This is a genomic window from Rothia nasimurium, from assembly GCF_928382285.1.
GTDB classification, from domain to species: domain Bacteria; phylum Actinomycetota; class Actinomycetes; order Actinomycetales; family Micrococcaceae; genus Rothia; species Rothia nasimurium_E.
On the sequence record NZ_CAKMSS010000002.1, the window covers coordinates 218,017 to 229,558 of the forward strand.

Sequence of the window (11,542 nt, forward strand, 5' to 3'; positions counted from 1 at the left end):
AAAGGTACTCTCATGGCTAAGCAGACCATTTTCAGCCGTATCGCCCAGCTCACCAAGGCCAATATCAACGCCCTGATCGATGCCGCAGAAGACCCCCAGAAGATGCTTGATCAGATGGTGCGTGACTACACCAACAACATTACCGAAGCAGAACAGGCTGTTGCCCAGACTATCGGGAACCTGCGCATGCTGGAAGAAGACCACGCCGAAGATCTGCGCGAGGCAGACGAATGGGGCACCAAGGCCCTGGCAGCTTCCAACAAGGCTGATGAATTCCGCGCAGCAGGCGACACCGCCAACGCCGACAAGTTCGATAACCTGGCCAAGATCGCCCTGGGCCGCCAGATGCAGGCAGAGAACGAAGCTTCAGCGATCAAGCCCCAGATTGAGTCTCAGACCGCCGTGGTTGAACAGCTTAAGACCGGTCTGACCCAGATGAAGGAGAAGCTGAACGAAATCAAGCGTAAGCGCGATGAACTCGTTGCCCGCCAAAAGTCAGCTGCTGCCCAGTCCCAGGTCAACGACGCTCTTAAGGCCTTTGACGTCATGGACCCCACCAGCGAAATCTCCCGCTTCGAAGACAAGGTGCGCCGCGAAGAAGCCCGCGTGCGCGGCCAGCAGGAGCTCGCGGCGTCCTCCCTCGATGCCCAGTTCAACGACCTTGAAGAACTCGGCCGCCAGTCAGAGCTCGAAGCCCGCCTAGCAGCCCTCAAGGCCGGCAAGCAGTAAAACAGCTACAAGGGTTAAACAGATGTGGGGCCCACCTCCAAAGGAGGTGGGCCCCACATCTGTATCTAAAAGTGCAAGGACGCCCCTTGCAACTGTTCATCCCACGCCTTACGGCTAGGGCTAACCGGCCTGGGTACCAATCTGGCCGGTAATCCGGTGGAACAGCATATCGAGAGCAACCACATTGACGCCTTCGGGGATAATCATATCTACATGGCGCTTTGAGGGCTCTACATGCAGCTCATGCATGGGCTTGACGGTGGTGAGGTACTGGGCCTCAACCGACTCAATAGTACGACCCCGTTCGATGACGTCGCGGCGCAAGCGGCGTAGGATGCGCACATCGGCGTCGGTATCTACAAAGAGCTTGATATCGCACAGGTCGCGAATTTCAGGCTCAGCAAAAATCAGGATGCCTTCGAGGATAATGATGGGTTGGGGTTCAACGATGAGAGTCTCATCTGACCGGTTGTGATCCGCGAAATCGTAGACAGGGGTCTCGATAGTCTGCCCCTCAATGAGGGCTTTAAGGTGGGTCACCAGAAGATCATTATCGAAGGCTTCGGGCGCATCGTAGTTCAGCAGGCAGCGCTGTTCGTAGGTGAGGTGGTCATTGCGCTTGTAGTAGTTGTCATGATAAATCACGCCTACCTGGCCATCAAACTTTTCAAGTAGGGAGTTGGTCAGGGTGGTCTTGCCGGAGCCGGTGCCACCGGCGATACCGATAATCAGGGGTTTCATGTGAGTGCAGCCCTATAGGTCGAAGTATTACTGCTATCTATTGTGGCATGCTCCCCGGGGGACGGCACCTACCCGGCCTTGTCCCCCAAAATCCTGGCACAGTTTGTCCCCAGTCGCTACCTATATGTTTCACAGGTAAATTTTTGCCAAACTTTAATACCCAGCTTTTTCCCAGATATAGGGCCTACCAGCTCAAACAGGGAGCAATTTAGGAGATGCGACAAGCGGGGGACAAATTTTTTCTCTACAACCTGCCCTTTGGGGGACAAAATATGTGTATAGTTGGGTACAGCTCGTACACCACCCCACCAACCATTTGAGGAAGAGCACCATGATTTTTGCAAACTGGGCAACCGACACCTACACCAGCGCTTCGCTGGGCTCTGCCGCCAAGCGCCATTCTTCCCACGGTGGGCTCAAGAAATTTCACAAGGCTCTCCACATGGCTGATTCCATGGTGCGCGGCGAGACAGTTGTCGATGTAGCCACCGGCAAGCTCGGTAGCTTTGGCGACTCCCTTCTGGTTATCACCAACGAGCGAGTTCTGATTCTCAAGAACTCCTTCCAGGCTGGCAACAGCCTTTCACTTGATCTGCGATCACTTGACCAGGCCAAGCTGACAAATCTTCCTTTCCTGGGCAACACCCTGACCATCGACGGCTATCGCTTCAGCCGCATCCCCGCCCAGTACACCCCCACCCTGCGAACCTTGCTCGCAGCAGATCTTGCAGGCCACTGGGCTCACGCAGCCTAAGCTCCCTCAGTCTTCATATACAAAGGCTGGCCGCACCACCAGGTGCGGCCAGCCTTTTATTTTGCTTTCCGCCCACCTCGAGATGGAAACACAAACGTCCCTTCATAGGGGCAAGTACAAAGTTAGCTAGATATCAAAAATAATTTTTTAGCCCAAAATTTCTAGACAAAAAAGATATGACTAGGCTTTTTCTATGTAGCAACAGAAAAACTTCCTCCAGGATTCGAACACGGACGTGTCAAATAAACGATTTGGTGATACGGTTGTTTCAACAGCTGTTGCAGAATCATCCATAACCTTGCACCACCACTAGAGGAAAACTACCGTGACTACACCTCAGATCCAGCGTCGCACCCTGGCACGCGGAGCAGCCTGGGCAACCCCCGTCATTCTTGCCAGCACATCTGTACCTGCTTTTGCGGCGTCCGCCCCCGTAGTTGAAGATGACTGCACCTACGGAAAAATTGTTTCTGCCCCCTGGTCCAATGTCTGGCCTTCTCAGGGCAACTTCACCGGTTCTGCAGCTAAAGAACTTGAGTGGGCCGTCTACCCCACCAGTAACTGCGCTACCGGGCTGCAAGCATTTACTTTCGACAATTCATTACCCAGAGCTCAGGCAGGCAACCCCCTCGCTAGCTCAAGCGCAACCGCCAACACCTGGCCTCCGACCTACCCGGCAGGCGGTAAGCCTGATGCTGACATCAACTCAGTGAACGGCATCGATGGGGTAGGCCAGGGAACCATCATTTCTGTAACTATCGAAAACGTTGCAGGTGATGTGGTCTATCGCCCCACCCCTACCGGTAGCGACCGCTTTATTTTTACAAACGGCGGTGCAAGTTATGGCTCCAACGGTACCCGCGGAGTTGGTGCAAACGTCCCCATGATTCGCCTCAACGACGACTTCAAGGGTGCAGACACCACCTATGCAAAGCTCTACAACTACCTGCGTTTTGCAGAAGCTCCTATGGTCACGAAGAACACCATGCACACCTGGGGCTACGGCAACCACTACACCACCGCAGACGGCCGCGACGGCTGGAGCTGGGATATTGAGGTCATGAGCAACATTGCCAACGGTCAGGCCGGTGCCAGCGTGGTGTCTTTCATGACCCGCATGCCGGCAGCTACTTTCGGCGATACCGCCACCACCAGCGGAGCAGTCATTAAGACTCAGTATCGAGTTACCGTAACCTCCCCCTGGGGCGTCGTCAGCTATCTGTCAGCAGGTATCTAATTCTTTTCCATCTCATCTAGTCAACAGAGAGTAAAGGAGTTGCCTATACCGTGAGTCAGCCTCTCCCCGTGAGAGAGGCACCCGAAAAAGACGTGCAGTAGGCCCGGGCCACCGTAAGGTGACCCGGGCCTACTGGTATAGATACACGGTCTCGGTTAAACCCTAGAACTGCCAGCAAGAGTTGATGCTGGAAAGACCCTTAAACTGACGGTCTAGGAAGATCAGCCCGCGGGGAATACCCTCAAAGATACCCGCCACGTGGGTCGCACCGGCCAGAGTGTAGAAGGTGACGCGGGAGCCTTGCTGGCAGTAGTCAGCAGCCAGCTGGCGGTTGGTCCGGTAGGGAATCACGTCGTCACCCCAGGATGAAGCAATCAGAATGGGCACCTGGGGGTGGCGGCCCTGCTGGCCCAGGTTATTCTGAGCCATGATTTGTGAGACCTGGGGGTCGGTGGTCATTTCGCGGGCCAGGGTCTGGCCGCTGGCGGTGAGGGTGCGGGTGTTCTTGAAACCAAAGGTTCCGACGGCGTCTAGGGTGCACTGGTCACGCACTGTCTCAAGGGCAGCCTGCCCTTCGGCTGAGAGTTTGTGGCTCAGGTCGATGCCGTAGCTATCGGCCAGGCCTACTACGCCCATCAGGGAAAAACCGGTGTAAAGACCGCCGTCGATGAAGCTGGTAACGGCCTGCAGGTTAGCCGGGACGGCGCCGGCGTAGATACCCTTGAGGTTGAGTTCGGGGGCGTAGCTGGCCTGGAGTTCACCGGCGGACGCCACCGCGCCGCCACCCTGGGAGTAGCCCCAGAGGCCGATGGGTGAGGTTGCGCTACCCAGACCGAGGTCAGCGGCGGTAGCTGCGCGGGCGGCGTCCAACACCGCGTTGCCCTGGTCAACGCGGTTGAGGTAGCTGTGGGTGCCAGCGGTGCCCAGGCCGATGTAGTCGGTGATGACAACGTTGTAGCCCGCGTTCAGCAAGGAGGTAACGACCAGGCTCTCGTACTCGGTTCCCGCTGCGAACTGGTTGGAGGGGGCGCAGGAGTCCCCGATGCCCTGGGTGCCGGGGGCCATGGCGATGATAGGACGCTCGCCGGGGCCGCTCCAGCGCTTGGTGGTGGTGAGCGCGGTGCCGGTGACCGCCACGGGGTTACCCAGATGGTCGGTGGACTTGTACATAATCCGCTGGGCCTGGGCTACGGGGTGGGCAATGACGTTGTTGGCATCGACCTTGAAAGTAAAGTTTTCCTTCTTGATGAGAGCGCCGTTAGCGGCGGGTAGCTGGGCCGGAGCGTCGTAGAAGTTTACGCTAGTGAGCGCTTCGGGGGCATCGTTGTAGATAGCTGCGGGGCTATTGCCCTCACTGGTGAGTGCCTCTTGAATGAGTGCTTCAGCTTCTTGTACTGCCTGACTGTTTTCAGTCAGGGGTGCGGTGTCAGTTGCATTGGCCGGGGCCATGCTCAGGGCCAGCAGAGCGGTGAGTGAAAGAGCCGTTGCCCGGCGTTTGCCAGTATTTTTGGGCGCGGCGTGGCGCGGTATGTATTTAGACATGAGTTTCCCTAGAGGTAAAATGCGAATGAGGGTGCCAAGAAGAATTCAGCACCCTCACAGTGTACAGCTAGATAGCTAGGAGCTGAAGACTTAGATGAATGATACACCTCGCGATAAAAAGCCTCTATGGAAACACCTTGCTCCTTTGAATCTCTTAGGACTAGCGCTGGGGCTTTTCATCTACTTCCTGCGACTCCAGTTCAACATAAATCTCTTAGTCAGAAATAGCACTGAAGACATAACTTTCTCCTGGACCGGGCTCTTTCTCTATGTAATACCCTGCGTACTAGCGCTCAATTTTTTGGGCTGGTTCGGCTACCTACAGGAAAATATTAGCGACGATAAAAACTAGCCCAACCCCCTTCCGCAAAACCCACTCCCCTATATCAACTACTAACTGAGTCTCAGCGAGTGTCGATAATTGGATAAACAAAAAGACCCAGTTCTAAAAGAACTGGGTCTTTGTCTTGGTTGCGGGGGCAGGATTTGAACCTGCGGCCTCCGGGTTATGAGCCCGGCGAGCTACCGAACTGCTCCACCCCGCGGCGACTCATATAACTATACGCACTTCCCGCAAGCAGTGCAAGCCAAAACTGGCATTTGTGATGCACTCTACACAAAAGGACGCCACCTGCCCGCTGGGTGCGGGAGGCGGCGTCCTTATCTACCCAAGGCTGCTACAGCCTGGCTCCTAGTTGGAGGGTGAGGGGCTGGGGCTTGCCTCGGTGGTGGCAGTGCCCTCGATACCTTCAGCGTCAATGGCGCGCTGCAGAGCCTCGTTCAGGCGGGTCTGGGCTTCACCGTAGGCGGCCCAGTCGCCGGCCTTCATAGCGGCGTCCGCGTCCTGCATCGCCTTGCGGGCATCTTGCAGGGCACCGGTCAGGCTCGCGCTGTCAGTGCTGGTCGCAGTACCATCAGCTGCCTGAGCGGCCTCGGTTTCATCGACACCGGCATCGGCAGCGGTTTCAGCACCAGAGGAACCGCTAAAGAGCTCGTCCAGGGCTTCCTCCAGGGTGGGGGCAAAGCCGACCTGCTCGCCAAAGCCCACGAGGACGCGGCGCAGTGAGGGGTAGGCGGCGTCGCCGGAGGACTGCACGTAGACCGGCTGCACGTAGAGAATACCGCCACCCACGGGCAGGGTGAGCAGGTTACCGTTAATCACGTCAGAAGCACCCTGGCGCAGCAGGTTCAGCTCTGTTGATACAGCGGTATCTGAGTTGAACACGTTCTGAGCCTGGCCGGGGCCGGGGACCACCGACGAGCGGGGAAGCTCAAGCAGGGTCAGCTTGCCGTAGCCTTCAGCCTTTTCGCCGTCCTTACCGGTACCGGCATCACCGTTGGCGGAGAGGAAGCCGTACATGACGTTACGGGTGTTGCTGTCTGACTGCTGGGGAATGAAGCTAGTGGTCAGTGAGAACTGAGCTGAGTCTTCACCCGGCATCTGCAGGGACATGTAGTAAGGGGGCAGGGGGCGGCCGCTGTCGTTAGTGGGGTCGTTGGGAATCGACCAGCGATCGTCCCCGTTGTAGAGGCTATTTGCGTTGGTCACGTGGTAGCCGTTCAGAATCTCTCGCTGAACCTTGAAAAGATCCTGCGGGTAACGCACGTGCTCAATCAGGGAAGCCGACATCTCGCTGTAGGGGCGCACCGTATCGGGGTAGACCTTCTGCCAGGTCTTCAGCACCGGGTCCTGGTCATCCCAGGCGTACAGGGTAACGGAGCCGTCGTAGGCATTCACGGTGGCCTTGACCGAGTTACGGATGTAGTTAACCTGCTGGCTGGGCAGGGCCTGGGTTACGCCGGATGCGGTCTCTGAATCAGAGGTTGCGTTATCAAGCTGGGCTGCCTGCGAGTAGGGGTACTGGTTGCTGGTGGTGTAGGCATCCACGATCCAGAGCACCTGGCCATCGATGATGGCCGGGTAGGGGTTACCGTCTACGGTCAGGTAGGGGGCCACCTTCTTCACACGCTCTGAGGGATCGCGATCGTAGAGAATCTGGGACTCAGGGCGGACGGCGTCCGACAGCAAGATATCCGAGGACTGGAACTTAATAGCGTAGGCCAGACGGTTGAAGGCGTTACCGATAACGGGGCCGCCATTGCCGCTGAAGGTGTACTTGGCGTCCGCGCCGCTTTCGTCGTCAGCCGTCTGGGGGCGGTCAAGTTCTAGCGGTTCGTCCTCGGCGGTGCCACCCACGATGGAGTAGTCGGGTGAGCTTTGGCCGAAGTAGATACGGGGCTCGTAGTCACCGCTAATTGCACCGGTTGCCTGAATACCCGACTGGATGAACTTGGGCTTACCGTCGGCTTCAACCTGGTTGCCGTAGGCGGCGATGACGCCGTAGCCGTGGGTGTAGACCACGTGCTGGTTAACCCAGGATGACCCGGCATTCTGGTCGGGGTTCAGCTCACGGGCAGCGATGACGGTGTCGGTCTCGGTGCCGTTGATGGAGTAACGGTCCACTGAGAGGTTCTGCCCAAACTGGTAGTAGGGGCGGAACTGCTGCAGCTGGGCAAAAGCACCGGAGACCACGTTGGGGTCGAGCAGACGGATGTTAGAGATGGTCTCACTCTCACCGCGCAGGGCACCTGCTGCGGTGGATGTGGTGGCGTCGTAGTTCTGAACGTCGATCTGGTCCAGGCCGTAGGCGGCGCGGGTAGCATCGATGTTGCGCTGGATGTAGGGAGCTTCTGCGACCTGTTCGTTCGGTACGACCTGGAAGCGCTGCACAATCCAGGGGTAGATACCACCGGCCACCAGTGAAGCAATCACCAGCACGGCGGTGCCAATGATGGGAAGACGGAAGTTCCCGCGTACGGCGGCAAGGATGAAGAGGGCAGCGACCAGCAGGGAGGCGATGGCCAGAATCGCGTTAACCGGAATAATAGCGTTGACGTCGCTATACATGGCACCTGCCCAGGAACCTGACTGGTCCTGGGTAGCGTTGTAGCGGGCCAACCACAGGGTGATGCCGCGCAGCAGAATGAAGAGGGCACCGAGCACTGCGATGTGGCGGCGGAAGTGCACGGTGGTAGTGATACCGCGCTCCCCCACTACGATGCCGCCGTAGAAGTAGTGCATGACCAAAGCTGCCATCGCTGAGAAGATGATGGCGGTGCTCAGCAGGCCGGTCACCACATTGAGGAAGGGCAAGGTAAACATGAAGTAGCCCAGGTCGCGACCGAACTCGGGGTCTGTGGTACCAAAGCTTTCGCCCTGGAAGAAGAGCAGGACGGTCTCCCACTGGGTCATCGCCCCACTACCGACGAAAGCGCCCAGGAGAACCGGCACAGCAATCAGAAGGACCTTGCGCATGCGCTCAATACCCTGGCGGTAGCGCTCCATGTTCTGGTTGAAGAGGTCCTGCATATCTCCGTAGGGGTCGGGCACAGGGTTGCCGTTGGCGTCCACTCGGGGGCCGGCAGGACGGCGGCGAGGGCTGGGAGTCTGTAGTTGGCCGTGCCTGTAGGCGTAGAAGAGGCTGGCCCAGACGGCGATACCTACAACGATACTTGCAACCAGGAAGACGGCACCGCGGGTCAGGTTTTGAGTGATGAAAACCTTGAGGTAGCCCAGCTGGTTATACCAGAGGACGTCGGTGTACACCTGGGTTGCAAAAACAAAGGCTACGACCAGGGCGGCAATAATTGCCACGGTCACGGTCAGCGGCCGGTTTCTACGTTGAGGAGCGCGTGATGATGAACGGGGAGGGGTGCTTCCGGTACTCACGGGTATCCTTCAGTTGTGTTTCGTGTCTGCCGCAAAGATGCGGCCTGTGTGGTGGGTGACGCCGCACAGTGGGCGACGCTACATATAAGACACTATTTTGCCAAAGAAAGCTGTGAGTTTCGAGAGTAGGCTTACTGTTTCAGCTCTAGGGTGATACTCCCCTACTACTTGCTGGTTTAGGAGCAGGTGGGGAAGGTGGCAGGGTCTTCACCCTGACCGATGCGGGTCACCGCATCTACCGCCTCATCGAGGGTAGCAACCTTAATAACGTTCAGGCGACGCGGCACATTACCGACCACCTCACCGCAGTTATCTGCCGGTGCCAAGAAAACCGTAGCACCGGCGTCCGCAGCTCCCCGCATCTTTTGTTCAATGCCGCCGATGCCGCCTACGGTTCCGTCCGCGTCGATGGTGCCGGTTCCAGCAAAGTGAATTCCGCCGGTCATCTCGCCCTCGGTTAGCTCATCGATAATACCCAGGGCAAACATCATGCCGGCCGACGGGCCGCCCACTTCTTCGAGGCCGTAGTTAACGGTCATGGGGAAATCAAAGGACCGGGCAATGTAGAGGCCCAGCACGTAGCGCTGCCCCTGCTCGTTGTAGGAGGGGGTGACGGTGACCTCCTGTTCACTGCCCTCGCGGGTGAGGGTGAGCGTGACGGGCTGCCCGGCGGACGCGTTCACCCGCTCGGTCAGGTCAGTGTAGCTTGCCAGCGGCTCACCGTTGAGAGCGGTAATTACGTCGCCCTCCTGGAGTATGCCCTGGCTGGGGCCACCCTCAACGGCACCTGACACCGTTAAAATTTCGGTATAGTCGATACCCAGCTGGGTGAGGGCAGCCGCCTGAGCTACCTCCTGGGAGTTGGTCATATCGGCAGTGTTCTGCGCGGTGACCTGCTCGCTGGTTACTGAGGGATCGTAGATGAGGTCGCTGGGCAGCACCGCTGTAGAATCTTCCAACCAGGTTGCCAGCGCCTCAATCGCAAAGAGAGAAGTGTTGGGGCCGCCTGCAACCGATACCGTGGTCATATCGAGGTTGCCACTTACCGGGTAGGTCTGGGCGCCCTCAATCTCAATCAGGGGCTTACTATCGAACTCACCAATGGTGTTGAAGGTAGGGCCAGGTGATTCGGTCACGAAATCAACCGGAATCACCAGCGAAAACATCGACAGGCCCAGGGCCCCCACCGCGCTCACCGTGCGCAAATCAGCCCGACGTTCACGGGGGCGGGTAGCTGCTTTGTCCCTCTTCGAAAAAACCATAGGACTAGCCTACTAGCAAAATCGCCCAGCCCAGCCCACTCCCCAGCAAATTCCCACTTGGCTCAGGGCTAAAAGCATCCCGGGGTACGCGACGAGGTCGGTAGGCTAGTGAGAAACAGGAGCGGCGGGCGCCGCAGCCCCCTATTGAAACGAGGCAGAACGTGACCAACAACCCCTACGACTCAGCTGGCCGTGACCCCCTTGAAGAGTTCCTCAAAAAGCTACAGGAGCAGGGGTTTGATCCGTCAGCCATGAACGGGGCCGCGGGCTTCGACGCCGATGCCCTCAAAAACATGGGTATCCCCCTCGACCCGGCCATGCTCTCGGGCATCTTCGCCCAGGTCAATTCCATGATGAGCGCCCAGTCTAGCGACGAGCCCGTCAACTGGGATATGGCCAAGCAGCATGCCCGCCAGGTACTGGCCATGGGCGAAGACCCCTCGGTAACTTCATCCCAGGCAGGCGCAGTCCGTGACGCTGCTGCCCTAGCAGATCTCTGGCTGGACCCCGTGACCATCTTCGAGCGTCCTTCCTTCGGCGTTGAGGCCTGGGCCAAGGCCGAGTGGGTTGAAAACTCCTTTGCTACCTGGAAAGATATCGCTGGCCCTGTTGCAGAAGAAGTTTCAGCAGCCATGACCTCATCGATCCAGCAGCAGATGCCCGAAGACATGGTAGGTATGCTAGGCGGTGGCAACCTCTTTGCCGGTCTCGGTGGCATGATGTTCGGCATGCAGATGGGCCAGGCTATTGGCAAGCTTGCCGAAGAAGTCGTCTCCTCCACCGATATCGGCATCCCGCTGGCTCAAGGGCGCTCTGCCCTACTACCGGCCGGTGTTGCGGCCTTTGGCGAAGGCCTAGAAATCCCGGCCCAAGAGGTCATGCTCTACCTTGCCGTGCGCGAAGCTGCCCTGATTCGCCTGCACAAGACCAACCCCTGGCTGCGTGAGGACATCATTGACCTTATCAAGCGCTTCTCCCGCGGTATTCACGTTGATATTGAGCGTATGCAGGCAGCCGCTAACGACATCGACTTCGACCCCTCAAACCCCGAGGCCATGATGGACGCCTTCGCCGGCGACATGTTCAAGCCCCAGCTCACCGAAGACCAGCAGCTGGCCCTTGACCGTCTCGAAACCCTGCTGGCCCTGATTGAAGGCTGGGTCAGCCTCGTCACCGAGCAGGCCACCAAAAACCTGCCCATGGCCCCGCAGCTGGCTGAGACCATGGCCCGCCGTCGCGCCACCGGCGGCCCCGCAGAGCACGCTTTTGCCCAGCTCGTTGGTCTTGAGCTGCGCCCCCGCAAGATGCGCGAGGCCCTTGCCTTCTGGCGCCACTACGAAGAAAACCACGGCTTCGAGGCCCGTGACCAGCTCTGGGAGGGCCCCGAGACCCTACCCACCGGCGAGGATCTGGATGACCCCGCAGGCTTCACCTCCCGCCGGGCCCTGCTCAACGCCAGCGAGGACGAGTTCGATGCGGCCCTCGAAAAGCTTCTGGCTGGCGGCTATGACGAGCCCGCTGAAGGGTCCGAAGACAAAGAATAAAGA

At 58.3% G+C, this 11,542-nt stretch carries 8 protein-coding genes and 1 tRNA gene; 4 read left to right on the plus strand and 5 right to left on the minus strand.

Going from position 1 to position 11,542, the window contains the following annotated elements; genetic code table 11:
* Nucleotides 1-12 precede the first annotated feature (12 nt).
* On the plus strand, nucleotides 13-729 hold the full coding sequence (locus tag L6758_RS03870) for a PspA/IM30 family protein (protein ID WP_237204562.1): 717 nt from the start codon (nucleotides 13-15) through the stop codon (nucleotides 727-729).
* Nucleotides 730-849: 120 nt separating this feature from the next.
* Here the strand turns inward: L6758_RS03870 and udk are convergent, their stop codons facing one another.
* A complete protein-coding gene (gene udk / locus L6758_RS03875) occupies nucleotides 850-1,470 on the minus strand; it encodes a uridine kinase (RefSeq protein ID WP_237199807.1) in 621 nt (206 codons plus the stop codon).
* A gap of 331 nt (nucleotides 1,471-1,801) precedes the next feature.
* Between udk and L6758_RS03880 the strand changes: the two genes are divergently transcribed.
* The gene (locus L6758_RS03880; protein ID WP_237204563.1) at nucleotides 1,802-2,224 is read left to right on the plus strand and encodes a hypothetical protein; all 423 of its coding nucleotides are present in this window, start codon (nucleotides 1,802-1,804) and stop codon (nucleotides 2,222-2,224) included.
* A gap of 325 nt (nucleotides 2,225-2,549) precedes the next feature.
* The gene (locus L6758_RS03885; protein ID WP_237204564.1) at nucleotides 2,550-3,461 is read left to right on the plus strand and encodes a hypothetical protein; all 912 of its coding nucleotides are present in this window, start codon (nucleotides 2,550-2,552) and stop codon (nucleotides 3,459-3,461) included.
* A 162-nt stretch (nucleotides 3,462-3,623) separates the two neighbouring features.
* Here the strand turns inward: L6758_RS03885 and L6758_RS03890 are convergent, their stop codons facing one another.
* From L6758_RS03890 to L6758_RS03905, 4 genes are all read right to left on the minus strand, one after another.
* On the minus strand, nucleotides 3,624-5,003 hold the full coding sequence (locus L6758_RS03890) for a lipase family protein (protein WP_237204565.1): 1,380 nt from the start codon (nucleotides 5,001-5,003) through the stop codon (nucleotides 3,624-3,626).
* A 468-nt stretch (nucleotides 5,004-5,471) separates the two neighbouring features.
* Nucleotides 5,472-5,548, minus strand: a tRNA-Met gene (locus L6758_RS03895).
* 146 nt (nucleotides 5,549-5,694) lie between these two features.
* Nucleotides 5,695-8,733: a UPF0182 family membrane protein gene (locus tag L6758_RS03900; RefSeq protein ID WP_237218607.1), complete on the minus strand. Its 3,039-nt coding sequence runs from the start codon at nucleotides 8,731-8,733 to the stop codon at nucleotides 5,695-5,697.
* Between the two features lie 176 nt (nucleotides 8,734-8,909).
* Nucleotides 8,910-9,995, minus strand: coding sequence for a YlbL family protein (locus L6758_RS03905; protein WP_237204567.1), 1,086 nt, complete (start codon nucleotides 9,993-9,995; stop codon nucleotides 8,910-8,912).
* Between the two features lie 161 nt (nucleotides 9,996-10,156).
* On the opposite strand from L6758_RS03905, the gene L6758_RS03910 reads away from it, so the two are divergent.
* Entirely contained in the window at nucleotides 10,157-11,539 is a 1,383-nt protein-coding gene (locus L6758_RS03910) for a zinc-dependent metalloprotease (protein ID WP_237204568.1), read from the plus strand.
* The last annotated feature ends 3 nt before the right edge of the window (nucleotides 11,540-11,542 follow it).